Source organism: Bradyrhizobium sp. 2TAF24 (assembly GCF_052115025.1).
In the GTDB taxonomy this organism is placed as follows: Bacteria; Pseudomonadota; Alphaproteobacteria; order Rhizobiales; family Xanthobacteraceae; genus Bradyrhizobium_A.
The window spans coordinates 1-16,872 of record NZ_JBFRFW010000033.1 but is presented as its reverse complement, the minus strand read 5'-3'; the positions used below and the strand labels follow the sequence as shown (position 1 = coordinate 16,872).

The 16,872-nt window shown below is 63.8% G+C and carries 14 protein-coding genes and 2 pseudogenes; 9 read left to right on the top strand and 7 right to left on the bottom strand.

The window, feature by feature from the left end; genetic code table 11:
- Positions 1-16: 16 nt before the first annotated feature.
- From AB4Z37_RS31110 to AB4Z37_RS31095, 4 genes are all read left to right on the top strand, one after another.
- Positions 17-1,855: an AMP-dependent synthetase/ligase gene (locus AB4Z37_RS31110; RefSeq protein WP_441520561.1), complete on the top strand. Its 1,839-nt coding sequence runs from the start codon at positions 17-19 to the stop codon at positions 1,853-1,855.
- Positions 1,856-1,939: 84 nt separating this feature from the next.
- A complete protein-coding gene (locus tag AB4Z37_RS31105; protein ID WP_441520543.1) occupies positions 1,940-3,139 on the top strand; it encodes an ABC transporter substrate-binding protein in 1,200 nt (399 codons plus the stop codon).
- Between the two features lie 498 nt (positions 3,140-3,637).
- Entirely contained in the window at positions 3,638-5,758 is a 2,121-nt protein-coding gene (locus tag AB4Z37_RS31100; RefSeq protein ID WP_441520542.1) for a PQQ-dependent dehydrogenase, methanol/ethanol family, read from the top strand.
- 299 nt (positions 5,759-6,057) lie between these two features.
- Positions 6,058-6,498 carry a hypothetical protein gene (locus AB4Z37_RS31095; protein ID WP_441520541.1) on the top strand — a complete coding sequence of 147 codons (441 nt, stop codon included), beginning with the start codon at positions 6,058-6,060 and terminating at the stop codon, positions 6,496-6,498.
- 36 nt (positions 6,499-6,534) lie between these two features.
- Here the strand turns inward: AB4Z37_RS31095 and AB4Z37_RS31090 are convergent, their stop codons facing one another.
- The 4 genes from AB4Z37_RS31090 to AB4Z37_RS31075 form a co-directional block, all read right to left on the bottom strand.
- Entirely contained in the window at positions 6,535-6,837 is a 303-nt protein-coding gene (locus tag AB4Z37_RS31090; protein ID WP_441520540.1) for a HigA family addiction module antitoxin, read from the bottom strand.
- Positions 6,838-6,874: 37 nt separating this feature from the next.
- Positions 6,875-7,156 (bottom strand): type II toxin-antitoxin system RelE/ParE family toxin, encoded by a 282-nt coding sequence (locus tag AB4Z37_RS31085; RefSeq protein ID WP_441520539.1) that lies wholly within the window; start codon positions 7,154-7,156, stop codon positions 6,875-6,877.
- A gap of 98 nt (positions 7,157-7,254) precedes the next feature.
- Positions 7,255-8,163, bottom strand: coding sequence for a PhzF family phenazine biosynthesis protein (locus AB4Z37_RS31080; RefSeq protein ID WP_441520538.1), 909 nt, complete (start codon positions 8,161-8,163; stop codon positions 7,255-7,257).
- 162 nt (positions 8,164-8,325) lie between these two features.
- Positions 8,326-9,453, bottom strand: a complete 1,128-nt coding sequence (locus AB4Z37_RS31075; protein ID WP_211969812.1) for an S-(hydroxymethyl)glutathione dehydrogenase/class III alcohol dehydrogenase — start codon at positions 9,451-9,453, stop codon at positions 8,326-8,328.
- Between the two features lie 153 nt (positions 9,454-9,606).
- On the opposite strand from AB4Z37_RS31075, the gene AB4Z37_RS31070 reads away from it, so the two are divergent.
- The gene (locus AB4Z37_RS31070) at positions 9,607-10,485 is read left to right on the top strand and encodes a DMT family transporter (RefSeq protein ID WP_441520537.1); all 879 of its coding nucleotides are present in this window, start codon (positions 9,607-9,609) and stop codon (positions 10,483-10,485) included.
- 95 nt (positions 10,486-10,580) lie between these two features.
- Entirely contained in the window at positions 10,581-11,168 is a 588-nt protein-coding gene (locus AB4Z37_RS31065; RefSeq protein ID WP_211969814.1) for a hypothetical protein, read from the top strand.
- A 37-nt stretch (positions 11,169-11,205) separates the two neighbouring features.
- On the opposite strand, the pseudogene AB4Z37_RS31060 reads toward AB4Z37_RS31065, so the two are convergent.
- Positions 11,206-12,674, bottom strand: a pseudogene (locus AB4Z37_RS31060) (cryptochrome/photolyase family protein).
- A 133-nt stretch (positions 12,675-12,807) separates the two neighbouring features.
- Between AB4Z37_RS31060 and AB4Z37_RS31055 the strand changes: the two are divergent.
- The gene (locus AB4Z37_RS31055; protein WP_441520536.1) at positions 12,808-13,206 is read left to right on the top strand and encodes a DUF2177 family protein; all 399 of its coding nucleotides are present in this window, start codon (positions 12,808-12,810) and stop codon (positions 13,204-13,206) included.
- A gap of 59 nt (positions 13,207-13,265) precedes the next feature.
- On the opposite strand, the pseudogene AB4Z37_RS31050 reads toward AB4Z37_RS31055, so the two are convergent.
- A pseudogene (locus AB4Z37_RS31050) lies at positions 13,266-13,808 on the bottom strand (redoxin domain-containing protein); the annotation flags it as partial.
- Between the two features lie 83 nt (positions 13,809-13,891).
- On the opposite strand from AB4Z37_RS31050, the gene AB4Z37_RS31045 reads away from it, so the two are divergent.
- Positions 13,892-14,899, top strand: coding sequence for a hypothetical protein (locus AB4Z37_RS31045; RefSeq protein WP_441520535.1), 1,008 nt, complete (start codon positions 13,892-13,894; stop codon positions 14,897-14,899).
- Between the two features lie 103 nt (positions 14,900-15,002).
- Here the strand turns inward: AB4Z37_RS31045 and AB4Z37_RS31040 are convergent, their stop codons facing one another.
- Entirely contained in the window at positions 15,003-15,662 is a 660-nt protein-coding gene (locus AB4Z37_RS31040; protein WP_441520534.1) for a peroxiredoxin, read from the bottom strand.
- A 392-nt stretch (positions 15,663-16,054) separates the two neighbouring features.
- On the opposite strand from AB4Z37_RS31040, the gene AB4Z37_RS31035 reads away from it, so the two are divergent.
- Positions 16,055-16,642 carry a hypothetical protein gene (locus AB4Z37_RS31035; RefSeq protein ID WP_441520533.1) on the top strand — a complete coding sequence of 196 codons (588 nt, stop codon included), beginning with the start codon at positions 16,055-16,057 and terminating at the stop codon, positions 16,640-16,642.
- The last annotated feature ends 230 nt before the right edge of the window (positions 16,643-16,872 follow it).

The following is a 16,872-nucleotide window of genomic DNA, read 5'->3' as shown; positions in this document are numbered from 1 at the left end:
GACGAGGGACCAGGCGATGGCGGGAGCGGCGGTGCTGACGGTGGCCGAGACGATCGCGAAGAGCTTCGTGCTTGCGGTCGAGACCCGTGGCGATCGGCCGGCGCTGCGCGAGAAGACGTTCGGCATCTGGCAGGCGGTGAGCTGGCGGCAGTGGCTGCAGACCTCGCGCGAGATCGCCTATGCCCTGCATGCGGTCGGCTTCCGTCCCGGCGACGTCGCCTCGGTCATGGCAAGTCCGGTGCCCGAGTGGGTCTATGCCGACATGGCCGTGCTGTGCGCCGGCGGTGTGTCGTCGGGCATTTATCCGACGGATTCAGTCAGCCAGGTGCAGTACCTCGTCAACGACTCCCGCACCAGGGTGATCTTTGTCGAGGACGAGGAGCAGCTCGACAAGGTGCTGGCCTGCCGCGCGGCGTGCCCGACGCTGGAGAAGATCGTGGTGTTCGACATGGAGGGGCTGCGCGGCTTCTGCGACCCCATGGTGCTGTCGCTCGATGAATTCATGGCGATCGGGCGCAACCACATCAACGGCCGCGAGGCGCTGTGGGACGAGATGATCGGTAGCCGCGGGCCGGACGACCTCGCCATCCTGGTCTACACCTCCGGCACCACCGGGCCGCCGAAGGGCGCGATGCACTGCAACCGCAGCGTGGTCCACCAGATGCGCTACGCCGACGCGCTGTTTCCGCTGTCCGACAGCGAGGAGCGGCTGGTGTTTCTGCCGCTGTGTCACGTGGCCGAACGCATCGGCGGCTACTACCTGTCGCTGGCGCTGGGATCGGTGATGAATTTCGCCGAAAGCCCGGAGACGGTACCCGACAATCTGCGCGAGGTGCAGCCGACGGCGTTTCTCGCCGTTCCGCGGATCTGGGAGAAGCTCTATTCGGCCGTGACCATCGCGCTGAAGGATGCGACGCCGCTGCAGCAATGGATGTATCGCCGGGCGATCGCGATCGGCCACCGCATGACCGGCCATCGCCTGGAGGGAAAGCCGGCCCCGCTCGCGCTGCGGCTCGCCAACCACGCGGCCTACTGGCTGGTGTTTCGCAACATTCGCCGGATGATCGGCCTCGACCGCTGCCGGCTGGCCTTCACCGGAGCGGCGCCGATCTCGCCCGATCTGATCCGCTGGTATCTCGCGCTCGGCATCGACATGCGCGAGGTGTACGGCCAGACCGAGAATTGCGGCGTGGCGACGGCGATGCCCGCCGACCGCATCAAGCTGGGGTCGGTCGGCAAGGCGGTACCGTGGGGCGAGGTGATGATCTGTCCGCGCGGCGAGATCCTGATCCGCGGCGACTTCGTTTTCAGGGGCTACCTGAACCAGCCGGAGAAGACCGCGGAGACCATCGACGCCAAGGGCTGGCTGCACACCGGCGACGTCGGCGCCATCGACAACGAGGGCTTCATCAGGATCACCGACCGGATGAAGGACATCATCATCACCGCGGGCGGCAAGAACATCACGCCGTCGGAAATCGAAAACCAGCTCAAGTTCTCGCCCTATATTTCCGACGCTGTCGTGGTCGGCGACAAGCGGCCCTATCTCACCTGTCTTGTCATGATCGACCAGGAGAACGTCGAGAAATTCGCCCAGGATCAGCACGTTCCGTTCACCAACTATGCCAGCCTGTGCCGGGCGCGCGAGGTGCGCGACCTGATCTGGCGCGAGATCGAGGCGGTGAATGCCAACTTTGCCCATGTCGAGACCATCAAGCGCTGCTTCCTCATCGAGCAGCAGCTGACGCCGGAGGACGAGGAACTGACGCCGACCATGAAGCTCAAGCGCAGCTTCGTCAACAAGCGCTACGCCGCCGAGATCGACGCCATGTACCGCGACAGTGCAATGGCGTGAGCGCGCGGCATATCAACTGCAGACGGCGAGGGGCGGCGTTGCCGGCCTTCGATCATCACAATGGCCAACGGAGAGGAGACGGACATGTCGACATCATTCAGGGCGCTCGGCCTTGCGGTGAGCGCGCTCGGGCTCATCCATCTGCCGGCGATGGCGCAGACCAAGGTTACCAATGAGGGGATCTCGCCGACCGAGATCGTGCTCGGCAGCCACCAGGACCTGTCGGGGCCGATCAAGGGCTGGGGCGTGCCGGTGGCCAACGGCCTGAAGATGGCGGCCGAGGAGATCAATGCCGCCGGCGGCATCCAGGGCCGCAAGATCCGCCTGATCGTCGAGGACAGCGGCTATGATCCCAAACGTGCGGTGCTGGCGTCGCAGAAGCTGATCGAGCGCGACAAGATCTTCGCCATGATCGGCCCGATGGGCTCGCCCACCGTGCTCGCGGCGCAGGACATCCTGTTCGACGCCGGCGTGCTGCAGCTATTTCCGCTCACCGCCGCCGAATTCACCTATCGCTTCGATCCGGCCAAGCCGCAGGAGCGGCTGAAGTTCAACAATCTGCTGCCCTATGTCGAAAGCACCCGCGCAGCGTTGAAGTACATGATCGATGCCAAGGGTTTCAAGAAGCCCTGCATCATGCATCAGGACGACGAGTACGGCAAAAGCGTGCTTGATGGCTTCAGCCATCAGCTCGAAGCGATGAAAGTCGCAGCGGCCTCGGTCACCAGCTACAAGCGCGGCGCCTCCGACTTCAGTGCCCAGGTCGCCAAGATGAAGGCCGACGGCTGCGACCTCGTGGTGCTCGGCACGGTGATCCGCGAGACCATCGGCGCGATGGGCGAGGCGAAGAAGCTCGGCTGGGACGTCACCTTCCTCGGCGCCACGCCGACCAACGTGCTCGAGGTTCCGGCGCTCGGCAAGGACATCGTCGAGGGGCTCTATGCCGCCGGCAATTTCGAGATTCCCTACGAGGACACGGCGAAAGGGAAGGCGAAGGATTGGCTGGCGAACTACAAGAAGCAGTTCGGGAGTGAGCCCAATACCCAGGCGATCATCGGCTACAATGCCATGATGACCTTCGCCTACTATGCCGATAAGGCCGGCAAGGATCTCTCCGGTGCGAAGATGCTGGAGGCGCTCGAGGCCGGCGATACCTTCCAGGACATTTTCGGTTCGCCGCCGACAAAATTCTCCAAGACCAATCACCTGGCGACCACCGTGACCCAGGTGCAGCAGATCAGGAACGGTCGCTGGGTGCTGACCAAGGACAGCCTGTCGTTCTGACCGCCAATCGGTTGCAAGCCCATGGATCCGGCGGGGATGTCGTCCCGCCGGATTGTCATGATCCGTCGGCGCGACTGGGCATCGCCTGCCGGATGCCGACGAAACCGCGTCTGTTCATGTTGCTGTGCGACAAATTCCGGCGCGCGGTTTTGTGGTCCGGTGGCATCGTGGGCCACGCTGCAGAATGCGCAGATCATGCGTCTCGTCTGTTGACGTGACTCTCGGCGCACGCCAACATCCGGGACACGCGCAGGTTGATGACTGCATGGTGATCGATCACGCGTAGGAAGTCGCCGGGTTCAGTCTGTCATCACGAAGAGCGCGTTTTCGTTCGCGAAGCACGCCGTTTCGCCCGAAAGCGCAAGGTCCGCCAGAGACCGCTGGGAGGAATGCATGGAACCTGTTACCGGTCGCGCCGCCGCCGCGCGTCCACGTTCGAGTGTCGCTGTCTCTTTCACCTCGGGTACATTTAGATCGCTTCGCCTTGCATCCCATGCCTTGCGCGTGGCGCTGGTCGGCGGCGTAGCCGCTCTCGTGCTTGGTTCCGCCGCGCAGGCCGAGGACGCCAAGGGCTCGCCGGCGCATATCAAGGCGGTGACATCGGCGGTGGACGGCACCAGCATCCGCGCCAACGCGCAGACGTCGCAGGATTGGCCGACGGTCGGGCTCGACTATGGCGAAACGCGGTTCAGCAAGCTCAACCAGATCAATACCGACAACGTCAAAAATCTCGGCCTCGTCTGGTCGTACAACCTCGAATCCTCGCGAGGCGTCGAGGCGACGCCGGTGGTGGTCGATGGCATCATGTATGTGACGGCGTCATGGAGCGTCGTGTATGCGATCGACGTGCGCAGCGGCAAGAAGATCTGGAGCTTCGATCCGCAGGTGCCGCGGGAGATCGGCTACAAGGGCTGTTGCGACGTCGTCAACCGCGGCATCGCCCTCTATAAGGGCAAGGTGTTCGTGGGCTCCTATGACGGCCGCCTGATCGCGCTGGATGCCGTGACCGGCGCCAAGATCTGGGAGAAGGATACCATCCTCGACCGCAGCCATTCCTACACCATCACCGGCGCGCCGCGGGTGGCGAACGGCAAGGTGATCATCGGCAATGGCGGTTCGGAGTATGGCGTGCGCGGCTACGTCACCGCCTACGACACCGACACCGGCAACCAGGCCTGGCGCTGGTTCGTCGTGCCCGGCGATCCCGGCAAGCCCTATGAAGACGAGTCGATGGAGGCGGCGGCCAAGACCTGGGATCCCGCCGGCAAGTACTGGGTCAACGGCGGTGGTGGCGCGTCGTGGGATTCCATCACCTACGATCCCGATCTCAACATGGTCTATATCGGCACCGGCAACGGCTCGCCGTGGAATCGCAACGTGCGCAGCCCCGGCGGCGGCGACAATCTCTACCTCGCCTCGATCGTGGCGCTGAACGCCGACACCGGCAAATTCCAGTGGCACTACCAGGAAACGCCCGGTGACAACTGGGACTACACCTCGACCCAGCCCATGATCCTCGCCGATGTCGCCATCGATGGCGCGCCGCGCAAGGTGATCCTGCATGCGCCGAAGAACGGCTTCTTCTTCGTGATCGACCGCACCAACGGCAAGTTCATCTCGGCGAAGAACTTCGTCGATGTGAACTGGGCGACCGGCTACGACGCCAGCGGCCGCCCGATCGAGGTCGCCGCGGCGCGCTCGCCCGACCAGCCCTATGATGCGATTCCCGGCCCGTTCGGCGCTCACAACTGGCATCCGATGTCGTTCAATCCGATGACCGGGCTCGTCTACCTGCCGGCGCAGCACGTGCCGATCAACCTGACCGGACAGCCCAAGTGGTCGCATAACGACAACAAGCCCGGTGAGTTCGGTGGCAACACCGGCTGGAATCTCGGCTTCTCGCTCAATGCGACGCCGCCCCAGAGCGTGCCGTTCGGCCGCCTGATCGCCTGGGATCCGGTCAAGCAGAAGGAGGCGTGGCGCCAGGACTACGTCTCGCCATGGAACGGCGGCACGCTGACCACCGCCGGCAACCTCGTATTCCAGGGCACCGCCGATGGGCGCTTCATCGCCTACAACGCCACCTCCGGCGAGAAGCTGTGGGAGACGCCGACCGGCACCGGCGTCGTCGCTGCGGCCTCGACCTATCTGGTCGACGGTGTGCAGTACGTCTCGGTCGCAGTCGGGTGGGGCGGCGTGTTCGGCCTCAGCCAGCGCGCCACCGAGCTCGACAGCCCGGGGACGGTCTACACCTTCGCGGTCGGCGGCAAGGCGCCGCTGCCGGCCTTCACCAAGTACCAGATGGAAGGTCTCGTCGCCGGCGTGAAGTATGATCCGGCCGATGTCGGACCGGGCACGCTGATCTACGTGTCGAGCTGCGCGCCATGCCATGGCGTGCCCGGCGTCGACAAGGGCGGCAACATCCGCAACCTCGGCTATGTCAGCGCGGCGACGATCACCAACCTCAAGGACATCGTCTTCAACGGCCCGTTCAAGGACCGCGGCATGCCGGACTTCACCGGCAAGCTGAAAGACGATGACGTGGTCAAGCTGATCGCCTTCATCCAGGGCACCGCGGATGCGATCCGCCCGAAGCCGACGCCGCCTGCGGCGAAGTAAGGCAGATCACGCAGAGCAGCGAAGGCGCGCCGCAGGGCGCGCCTTCGGCTGTTCGTCGGGCCGCAGGATTCGTGCGGCGGCTGTGCCGCGATGACCGCGATGACCGGCCGTCGCGGCGGGGGGCTGGCTGGCGTATTCGTATTTATGTTTATTTTTCAATGTCTTATGCGTAGCTGTGGCGTTTGGACCAATGCCGTTATGCTTAACGAAATTCCAACACACTAACGCCAGACTCTTGACCGATGGTCCGATCCATTCGGGGTCCCTGGCCGCATCACGTTCCCTAGCCGAAATTGCCCATGCGATTCATCGTCGTCCTGCTGCTCTCGTTGCTCGCCGCGACCAGCGCCCGTGCGGACCTGCACATCACGCGGGACCATGGCGGCTATGTCGAGGAGTACAAGGCGAAGTACGAGCACATCCGCAAGACCGGGCAGCGCGTCATCATCGACGGCATCTGCAACTCGGCCTGCACGCTGGTGTTCGGCATCGTGCCGATGAACAAGATCTGCGTCACGCCGCGTGCCAGCCTCGGATTCCACCAGGCCTACTACGACAAGGCGTTCACCTTCGGCATCAAGGTGACGAGCTATGAAGGTACCTCGGACCTGATGTCCTACTATCCGGACACGGTGAAGGACTGGATCCGCCGCAATGGCGGCCTCACGCCCGAGATGAAGAAGATCAAGAACGGCACCGAGCTCTGGAAGATCGTCGATCCCTGTCCGGAAGATTTTTGAACGGGCAGGGCGCGTGCCTCCGCGCCGCGGGCTATATCAGGCGGCGCTTTGCTCGATCGGCTCGATCTTGGCCAGATCGGCGGCAATCTCCCGCTCCGCAACCCGGATGTCATAAGCGTTCTGGAGGTTCAGCCAGAACTGGGCAGTCGTGCCGAACGCCTTGCCGAGACGTAGCGCAGTATCGGCGCTGACGCCGATTTCCTCGTTCACCAGGCGCTCGATCCGCGTGCGCGGAACGTCACACACCTTCGCCAGTTTGCCGGCGGACATGCCGAGCGGACCTAGGAATTCTTCACGAAGGATTTCTCCGGGATGGATCGGGGGAAGCTTCTTGGTCATCGCACGCTCTCCCTGTGCCAGGTTGGCCATAGGCCGATTAGTGATAGTCGACGATCTCGACGTCCGCCGGACCTTCTGGAGTCCAGGCAAAGCAAACCCGAAATTGATCGTTGATCCGGATCGAATACTGGCCGGAACGATCGCCTGTGAGGGCTTCAAGGCGGTTGCCTGGCGGGCTTCTGAGATCGTCCAGCACGACGGCGGCATGAAGCATAGCCAGTTTCCGCCGCGCCACCTTCAGGACATCCGCAGGAAACCCCTTGCGAGCCTCATCGCGGAAGACGGCTGCGGTTGTCTTGTCCTTGAAGGACTTGATCATAGTCGAAATGTATCATTGGTTGATACAGATGTCAAGGTGCCGTATCGTTGTTTGATACATGTTCGCGGTCGGATTGCCGGATAACCGACGCTCGGACCCTAACGCAACGTCAGCACACCGCTCATGACCGGCACGCAGTGCCCGCCGATCGAGGTCTCGACGACGTCTCCCGAACGCTTGACTGCACGGGCCTCGAGCCGGCTCGGCCGTCCCATCTCGACGCCTTGCAGGATGGTGAGGTCAAGCGTGAGATCGCTCTCGGGGCGCAGTTGCGCCAGCAGGCCGACGAGGGCGACATTGGCCGAGCCGGTCGCCGGGTCTTCGGCAATACCGTGCAGCGGCGCGAACATCCGGCAGCGGATGTCGACATGGCCTTCGGCGGCGCGAGTGTAGAGCAGGATGCTGTTCGTGCTCTCGGCGGCGAAATGCCGGCTGAACAGTTCGGTGCGGGGCGTCGCCGCCGCCAGCACCGAGCGGTCCTTGACCTCCGCCATGATGAACAGCGCGCCACAGGAGGCGATGCAGGGGGTGTGATGATCCAGCGCGATGGCGTCGGACGGCAGGCCGCAGGCCGCGGCCACCACGTCCGGTGCGATCCGCTTGCCGACAGTGAGCGGCTGCGGGGCGGCAACACGGGCGCCGATGACATCTGTCCCGTCGCGGATCAGGTCGATGGCGACGAGGCCGGCCTGTTCCTCGAACACCAGGCGATCGCCGCTGATCGGACGGCCACAAGCTTCACCGGCGCGGCCCAGCACGAAGGCGGTGCCGACATTGGGATGGCCGGCGAACGGCATCTCGAAACGCGGTGTGAAGATGCGCACCTCGGCGGTGTGCGCGCCGTCCCGCGGTGGCCGCACGAACGCGGTTTCCGACAGGTTGAACTCGGCGGCGATCGCCTGCATCTGCTCGGTCGACAGCCCCTCGGCGTTCAGCACCACTGCGAGCGGGTTGCCGCCGAACTGCGTGGTGGTGAACACGTCGACGGTGGTGAAGCCGAGATCCATCGTTCGCTGTCCCGGATGACAGGGGCGGGCGCGTGGCTCACCCCGCAGGGAGATTGCAGGCGGCGGCGCATCGACGCCGCCAGTTGCGGATCAACATGGGCGCGCACGATGCCCGCTGCAAGATGAGCATTGCCTTCAGTGCATTCGGCGCGCGCCGCGCCGTCAGAACGTCACGACGCTGCGGATCGATTCACCCTTGTGCATCAGGTCGAATGCCTTGTTGATGTCGCTGAGCGGCATGACGTGGGTGATCATCGGGTCGATCTCGATCTTGCCCTGCATGTACCAGTCGACGATCTTCGGCACGTCGGTGCGGCCGCGGGCGCCGCCGAACGCGGTGCCTTTCCACGTCCGCCCGGTGACCAGCTGGAACGGCCGGGTCGCGATCTCGGCGCCGGCGGGCGCGACGCCGATGACAATCGACTGGCCCCAGCCGCGATGGCAGGCTTCGAGCGCCTGGCGCATCACCGTGACATTGCCGGTGCAATCGAAGGTATAGTCGGCGCCGCCGATCTGGTCTGCGGGCGTCTTGGTCATGTTGACGAGATGGGCGACGAGATCCTTGCCGACCTCCTTCGGGTTGACGAAATGCGTCATGCCGAAGCGCTCTCCCCACGCCTTGCGGTCGTTGTTGAGGTCGACACCGATGATCATGTCGGCGCCGGCAAGGCGCAGGCCCTGCAGCACGTTGAGACCGATGCCGCCGAGGCCGAACACGATCGCCTTGGCGCCGGGCTCGACCCTGGCGGTGTTGATCACCGCGCCGATGCCGGTGGTGACGCCGCAGCCGATGTAGCAGACCTTGTCGAAGGGGGCGTCCTCGCGGATCTTGGCGAGCGCGATCTCCGGCAGCACCGTGTAGTTGGCGAAGGTCGAGGTGCCCATGTAGTGGTGCACCGGCTTGCCCTCGAACGAGAAACGCGAGGTGCCGTCGGGCATCAGGCCCTGGCCCTGGGTGGCGCGGATCGCGGTGCACAGGTTGGTCTTGCGCGACAGGCACGACGGGCACTGGCGGCATTCCGGCGTGTACAGCGGAATGACATGGTCGCCCTTCCGGAGGCTGGTGACGCCGGGGCCGACATCGACCACGACGCCCGCGCCCTCATGGCCGAGAATGGCCGGGAACAGGCCCTCGGGATCGGCGCCGGACAGGGTGAATTCGTCGGTGTGGCAGACCCCGGTCGCCTTGATCTCGACCAGCACTTCGCCCGCGCGCGGTCCTTCGAGCTGAACGGTGGTGACCTCGAGCGGTTTCCCGGCGGCGATGGCAATGGCGGCACGAACGTCCATGGCGTTTCCTTGCGAAGCTGGTGGTGGCGACTTGAGACTGTCCACGTGTGACAGTCTGGCGCAACTCCGCCCGGGGTCTGCGTTTTCGCCCGGGCGGACCTGCGTGATTTCAGATTGCAGGCCATCGCATCATAAGGCAATCAGTGCAACATCATGAAGCCTGCGATGACAAATTTCGCCGTGAGAGCGGCGCCGGCATTGTTTGTGGTGCTGTGGAGCACCGGCTTCATTGCGACCAAGCTCGCCCTGAGCGGGGCGGAGCCGCTGACGTGGCTGACGCTGCGGATGACGATCACGATCTGTCTTCTGCTGGTCATCGTCGGCTTGACCGGGGCGCGCTGGCCGCGCGGCCGCCAGATCCTGCACAGTGCGGTTGCCGGCCTGCTGGTGCACGGCGTCTATCTCGCCGGCGTGACGCTCGCCATCGGTCACTCGATCCCGGCCGGGCTATCGGCCCTGATTCCCGGGCTGCAGCCGATTCTGACCTCGACACTGGCCAGCCGTTTCCTCGGCGAGCGCGTGACGCCGCTGCAATGGGGCGGTCTGCTCCTGGGGCTCGTCGGCGTCCTGCTGGTCCTGCACAACCGTTCGCTGTCCGGGCAGGCGGGCTGGGGCATGGTGGCCTCGGTGGCGTCGCTGATCGGCATCACGCTCGGCACGCTGTACCAGAAGCGCTTCTCCGGCCAGATCGACTGGCGCACGGGCAACATCGTGCAGTACGCCGCGGCGGGTGTCTGTTTCGGCATCGGCGCGCTGCTATTCGAGGACCGCACCATTCACTGGCACGCGCAGTTCGTGCTGGCCGCGGCATGGTCGACCCTGGTGCTGTCGGTCGGCTCGATCGCGCTGCTGTACTGGCTGATCCGCCGCTCCGGCGCGACGCAGATGGCGAGCCTGTTCTATCTGGTCCCGGCCGTGACCGCGGTGTTCGCCTTCCTGCTGTTCGACGAACGCCTCGACGCCATCTCGCTCGCCGGCATGCTGCTGTGCGCCGTTGGCGTGGTGATCGTCAACCGCGCTTCGGCGCGCTGATCCGGACCAGCGCCGCTCCCTTCCGCTTTCCCGGCAACTGCGTCATTGTTGCGGCGAATCGCAACGAGTCGGGGAGCAAACCCCGGGGGACGACCATGCCGGCCAATCTGACCTGGGAGATCTTTCTTCACGTCCGCATCATCATGGGCGTGGTCATCGGCCTCAGCATCGCGCGTCTGCTCAACGGCGCTTCCCGTTTCGTCCAGCATCCGACCGCGCTGAAGATCTCCTGGATCCATCTGTGCTGGGTGGCGATCATGCTGATGTCGCTGGTGCACTTCTGGTGGTGGGAGTTCTGGCTGTCCGCCATCAAGCATTGGACGGTCGAGATCTATCTTGTGCTGTTCGGCTACACGCTCGTGCTCTACCTGCTGTGCACGCTGCTGTTTCCCGACGACATCAAGGAATACAGCGGCTACGAGGAGTACTTCATCTCGCGCCGCCGCTGGTTCTTCGGGCTGCTCGCGCTGACCTTCATCTTCGATCTCGCCGACACGGTGGTGAAGGGGCCCGGACATATCGATCTTTTCGGGCTGGAGTATTTCATCCGCACCGCGGCCTATTTCGTGCTCTGCGGCGTCGCCATGATCACGCCGAACCGCAGATTCCACGCGCTGTTCGCGATCGGCGCATTGATCTACCAGACGAGCTGGATCGTCCGCCATTTCGAGACGCTGAACTGACGGCTGCGGGCGCATCTGCCGCGCGGACGTTGCCGCGTCAATCGCGCGTTTTGGCGTAGGCCGCGAGCGCGCGAGCGCGTGCGGCAGGGTGGTCCACGATCGGCTCGGGATAGGTGTCGCCGAGCCGCACACCCGCGCTCGCCAGCTCCAGCGGCGTTGCGTTCCACGGCTGATGGATCAGCTTGCGCGGCAATTGCGCCAGTTCCGGCACCCACCTCGTGACATAGACCCCATCGGGATCGAACTTCTCGCCCTGCAGCACCGGGTTGAAGATCCGGAAGTAGGGCGCGGCGTCGGCGCCGCAGCCGGCGACCCACTGCCAGTTTGCCGGATTGCTGCCGGGGTCGGCGTCGACCAGCGTGTCCCAGAACCAGGCCTCTCCGGCGCGCCAGTCGATCAGCAGGTGCTTGCACAGGAACGAGGCCACCACCATGCGCACGCGGTTGTGCATCACGCCGGTGTGCCAGAGTTCGCGCATGCCGGCGTCGACGATGGGGTAGCCGGTGAGGCCGCGTTGCCACGCCGCGAGCGCGGCCGGGTCGCTGCGCCAGGGAAAGGCATCGAAAGAGGCCTGGATGTTGCGCGCGGCGAGATCGACATGGTCGTACAGCAAGTGACGGCAGAACTCGCGCCAGCCGAGTTCGCTGAGGAACTTGTCGACGTCGCGCCCGATCGCCGGCCGCTCCGCGGCGGCAAAGCGCGCGGCATGCCAGACCTGGCGCGGGCTGATCTCGCCGAAACGCAGATGCGGCGACAGGCCCGAGGTCGCGGGACGGTCCGGCCGGTCACGCTCGCTCGCGTACCCCGCGATGGCATCGTCGAGAAAATGGTTCAGCCGCGCCTGCGCCGCCGCTTCGCCGACGGTCCAGGTCTCGCGCAGGCCGCCGGCCCAGTCCGGTCGCGTCGGCTCGAGATCCCAGTCGGCGAGGTCGTCGCTGGCGGGACCGGTGAGGGGCGGGATCAGCGCGGGGACCGGCAGCGGGCGCGGCGCTTCGCCGCGGCCGAGAACCCGGTTCCAGAACGGCGTGAACACCTTCAGGCCGCGGCCTTCCCTGGTCCGCACGTCGGCCGGGCGCACCAGCAGATCGCCGCGAAAGCTTTTCCAGGTGAGACCGGCCTGCGCGAGCGCATCGCCGACATCGCCGGCGACCCGCGCGACAGGGGCGATGTCGATCTCGTTCCAGAACACCTCTGCCGCGCCCGTTTCGCGGGCGACCGCCGGTACCACCTCCGCCGCGCTCCACGGCGCAACACCAGCGGTACGCCCTGCGCCGCAAGGCTCGCGGCGAGGCTCCTCAGCGACTGTGCCAGCCACCAGCGCGCCGCGCCGCCGAGAGGGCGGGCCTGTGGCGGATTGAGCGCGGCGCTGGTCTCGTCGAGCACGTAGAGGCCGACCACCGGCGCGCCACGCGCGGCCGCCGCCGACAGCGCGGCGTTGTCGGACAGGCGTAGGTCGTCGCGAAACCAGACCAGGGTGGCGGAAGCGTCAGGGGAAGCCAAGGGCAGCCAATCCGTTCGTGGGCCGGCAGGGTGGGAGAGCAAGGGGCAAAAAGCAATGTGCAAATCATGCAGATGCACTGAAACCCGAACGACGGTTCGTCGTATATGTGTCGGCAATCCGCCGCGGGGGGAACGAACCATGAAGCGCACCATCACGCTGTATCTTGCGACCGTCGCGGTGCTGGTGCCCCTCGATATCCTGTTCCTCGGCGTTGTCGCCAAGAGCTTCCTCGTCGCCGAGGTCGGCGACATGCTCGGCACGGTTCGTCCGCTGCCCGCGGTGCTGTTCTATCTGCTGTATGCCGCCGGCGTTGTCGTCTTTGTCAGCGGCGCGGCGAATGGCGTCGCCACGACGTTGCAGCGCGGTGCGCTGTTCGGCCTGTTTTGCTACGCGACCTTCGATCTCACGGCGCTGGCGCTGCTGAGGCACTGGAGCTGGCCTGTCGCCGTCCTCGACATTGGCTGGGGTATGGTTGCGACCGCGCTGTCGTCGAGTGCGAGTCTGCTCGTCGCCAATGCCCTGACGTCGCGAAACTGACGGCACGAAAAAGGGGCCGCTGCGAGCGGCCCCTTGAGATTGTCGTCGTGCGGCCCGGCTTACTTCGGCTGCGGCACGATGCGGATGTAGGGCTTCGGCGCCTTCCAGCCGTCGGGATAGATCGTCTTGGCTTCATCGTCGCTCACCGAGCCGGCGATGATGACGTCCTCGCCCTGCTTCCAGTTGGCGGGGGTGGCGACGCGATGCTTGGCGGTGAGCTGCAGGGAATCGATCACCCGCAGGATCTCGTCGAAGTTGCGGCCGGTGGTCATCGGATAGGCCAGCGCGAGCTTCACCTTCTTGTCCGGGCCGATGACGAACACCGTGCGCACGGTGGCGTTGTCGGCTGCGGTGCGGTTGTTGGCGTCACCGGTCGTGCTGGCCGGCAGCATGTTGTAGAGCTTCGACACCACGAGGTCGGTGTCGCCGACCATCGGGTAGTTCGGCGCCGCGCCCTGGGTCTCGCGGATGTCCTCGGCCCACAGCGCGTGCTTGGTGACGGGGTCGACGCTGAGGCCGAGCAGCTTGACGCCGCGCTTGTCGAATTCCCCCTTCAGGCGCGCCAGCGTGCCGAGCTCGGTGGTGCAGACCGGGGTGAAGTACTCGGAGGATTGATGTATTAGAGAAATTATGCTCTGCTAAAGTTATTGGGCGATCAAATTCATTTAAAAAATGGAGTTTTCAGATGCGATGGAAGCTCGCTGTCTTTTTATTTTTTGTAACAACCTGCGCTAGCGCACAAAGTCCAGACGCGTGTGATGCAATTTTGTTGCAGGCTTCACGCAATACTCAAGCGAATTCGGAAAGCTATGAATATCTGAATGCTGTGTTTGATCAGACTTGTAATGCTGCTGGCCAAACAAAGTCTGGCGGTTTCAGTGCTGGATTAGATGCTGTAGTCAAAGCCATTCCAATAAAGTTCACGTTAGGAGCGTCCGACGCATCGACCGCTACGTCAAATTTTTGCCGAAACTACCGCGACACACGTTACGGATCTCAGGTAATCAATAATTTTCGGCAGACTGTAGTTGAAAAGTCTCTTGATACTTATGTTCAGTGCAAAGCGATAAGCCTGCTGGGTATCAGTTTGAGTCATACCATTGTCAATGTTGGGCAACTTTCGGTTCTTGGTCGAGCAGGAATAGATCGACCCATCGAGATGAGAGGGCTTCGTTCCAGCGATAACGTATCTTGTGAAACAATGGTTAAACAAGATGATGGTGGGGCTACGGCTGTCAGTCTTTCCACGTCCAGTGTCGTCGCGAGCAGAGACTCGCTCACCATCTTCTGCAAGCGCACTCCGACGCAAGGAACGAATGGTGAGAAAGTATACGAAGAGGCCGCGATTTCGATTGGGGTCGCTGGTGCGAAGTACGATATCTTTTGGCCGCGAGAAGAGCAATTGCCGGAAAATACGGCTTCGAAAATCGCAACAAGCATACAGAGTATTCAAAATCGCATTGATATTTTGAAATCAGTTAGACCTCTCGGCGATGAGAGTGCCTCAGTTATTAAATTCGGTCCGTTTGGAGAGGTTTTAGCAGAGAAAGCTTATATGCGATGCCCTGAAGGTCAAATTGCCATTGGTCTCAATCTTGAATTCGGTGGAACCTGCAACAATAGATGCGATCATGATGGCAAGCCAGTGCGTCTCGCGCAGTTGGTCTGCAAGGCTGTAGAAATCGTGAAATAAATCCCCTCGAAGTGCAGTGCGCTATGATGCACGAGCGAGAGGTTATGTAAAAAAGGGGCCGCATGATGCGGCCCCTTGGCAAGCTTCAGCTCGATCGTGCGGCTTACTTCGGCTGCGGCACGATGCGGATGTAGGGCTTCGGCGCCTTCCAGCCGTCGGGATAGATCGTCTTGGCCTCGTCGTCGCTCACCGAGCCGGCGATGATGACGTCCTCGCCCTGTTTCCAGTTGGCGGGAGTGGCGACGCGATGCTTGGCGGTGAGCTGCAGGGAATCGATCACCCGCAGGATCTCGTCGAAGTTGCGGCCGGTGGTCATCGGGTAGGCGAGCGCCAGCTTCACCTTCTTGTCCGGCCCGATGATGAACACCGTGCGCACGGTGGCGTTGTCGGCGGCGGTGCGGCTGTTGACGTCACCGGTCGTGCTCGCGGGCAGCATGTTGTAGAGCTTGGACACCGCGAAATCGGTGTCGCCGATCAGCGGGTAGTTCGGTGCGGCGCCCTGCGTCTCGCGAATGTCTTCGGCCCACAGGCTGTGCTTGGTCACCGGGTCGACGCTGAGGCCGATCAGCTTGACGCCGCGCTTGTCGAATTCACCCTTCAGGCGCGCCAGCACGCCGAGCTCGGTGGTGCAGACCGGGGTGAAGTCCTTCGGATGGGAGAACAACAGCGCCCAGCTGTCGCCGATCCAGTCATGAAACCGGATCCGTCCCTCGGTGGTCTCTGCCTCGAAGTCGGGCGCAATCGCGCCGATCTGAAGTGTCATGTCCGCCTCCTTATGGTCGTGAACTCTCGCGTCCCTGGCACGTATAAGCCTGCTTTGGCGGGCGCGGAACTGGGCGGGAAAAAGGACAAGATCCTTGCCGCTGCCCCGAGCTTTTTAAGCATTGTTATGCTGCCCAGGGCCGGTTGTGGAGATGACTATTTGTTCAGAAAACCGTGTTCGTTGCCCTGATTTCTCCTCACCTGCGCCCCAACAGCGCCAGCCCGCCTTGCGATGGCGTCGCCGGCCGGACATGAACCCCGGCCGGGGCGGGTGCGACCAATCTGCAACCCGTCCAAATGAAGTGTTCACAAGCACGTTTCATTAACTTTTGATTCACGGCCGCGTGGAAAATCAGGTCCTGGATCAAGCAACGAGAAATGCCGAGAACTGCCATGTCTGCCCCCGCCGGAACCCTGACCGACCTCATCCGCACCATCGAAACCTCGCCGATCGTCGACCGCTCCGCCGCCGCGCAGGCGCTGTCTGTCGTGCGCGACGGCGTGCTGACCGGAGAGGGACCCACCGCCGCCGGACGCGTTCATTTTTCCCGGTCGCTGGACAGTGGTGACTATGGCTGGTGCAACCGCATCCTGACCTCCGCCGCGCTCGATCAGCAGCCGGTGAGCCGCGCCGAAGCCGAGATGCTGTTCGAGATCAACGACGCCGCCACCGAGCGGCTGGACGATGGACGCTTCGACGACCTCTTCGCCAAGGCGATCGTGCACCACGCTGCCGCAGCGTCCGGCCTGCCGGTGCCGGCGCGCACCGTGGCGCTGTCGCCGCAGACTGCAATCGAGACCTGGGCGCCGACCACGGCGATCGGCGTCAACATCGAGGTGCTGGAGTGGATCGCCGCCCAGATGCGCGGCAAGCGCCGCAACAACCGCAAGCTGCTGACGCTGGTCGCCGGCCTGATCGGCGCCGCCACCACGCTGCCGCTCGCACAGTCGCTGCCGGGCCTGCTCGACTTCAGCATGTGAGGACCATGCGGGCCTGATCCGGCCCGCCGCCGGTTGATCGCTTCAAACATCAAAAAAAGCCCCGGTTCGTTGAACCGGGGCTTTTTTGTTTGACGATGACCCCAGCCCGACATTTCGCTGGACTGCGCTGAAGCCCGATACAGCAGGTTTATCAATAACTTACGCGCGTCCATCATATGCCGGTGCTTTCCGAAACCTGACCCGGCTTCCGCTCTCGCGGCCCCTATGTG

Coding starts and splice junctions, on each gene's coding strand:
- AB4Z37_RS31035 (WP_441520533.1), top strand. CDS start 16,055: ATGTCTGCCCCCGCCGGAACCCTGACCGACCTCATCCGCACCATCGAA.
- AB4Z37_RS31070 (WP_441520537.1), top strand. CDS start 9,607: ATGAAGCCTGCGATGACAAATTTCGCCGTGAGAGCGGCGCCGGCATTG.
- AB4Z37_RS31045 (WP_441520535.1), top strand. CDS start 13,892: ATGCGATGGAAGCTCGCTGTCTTTTTATTTTTTGTAACAACCTGCGCT.
- AB4Z37_RS31105 (WP_441520543.1), top strand. CDS start 1,940: ATGTCGACATCATTCAGGGCGCTCGGCCTTGCGGTGAGCGCGCTCGGG.
- AB4Z37_RS31080 (WP_441520538.1), bottom strand. CDS start 8,163: ATGGATCTCGGCTTCACCACCGTCGACGTGTTCACCACCACGCAGTTC.
- AB4Z37_RS31040 (WP_441520534.1), bottom strand. CDS start 15,662: ATGACACTTCAGATCGGCGCGATTGCGCCCGACTTCGAGGCAGAGACC.
- AB4Z37_RS31090 (WP_441520540.1), bottom strand. CDS start 6,837: ATGACCAAGAAGCTTCCCCCGATCCATCCCGGAGAAATCCTTCGTGAA.
- AB4Z37_RS31075 (WP_211969812.1), bottom strand. CDS start 9,453: ATGGACGTTCGTGCCGCCATTGCCATCGCCGCCGGGAAACCGCTCGAG.
- AB4Z37_RS31055 (WP_441520536.1), top strand. CDS start 12,808: ATGAAGCGCACCATCACGCTGTATCTTGCGACCGTCGCGGTGCTGGTG.
- AB4Z37_RS31110 (WP_441520561.1), top strand. CDS start 17: ATGGCGGGAGCGGCGGTGCTGACGGTGGCCGAGACGATCGCGAAGAGC.
- AB4Z37_RS31065 (WP_211969814.1), top strand. CDS start 10,581: ATGCCGGCCAATCTGACCTGGGAGATCTTTCTTCACGTCCGCATCATC.
- AB4Z37_RS31085 (WP_441520539.1), bottom strand. CDS start 7,156: ATGATCAAGTCCTTCAAGGACAAGACAACCGCAGCCGTCTTCCGCGAT.
- AB4Z37_RS31095 (WP_441520541.1), top strand. CDS start 6,058: ATGCGATTCATCGTCGTCCTGCTGCTCTCGTTGCTCGCCGCGACCAGC.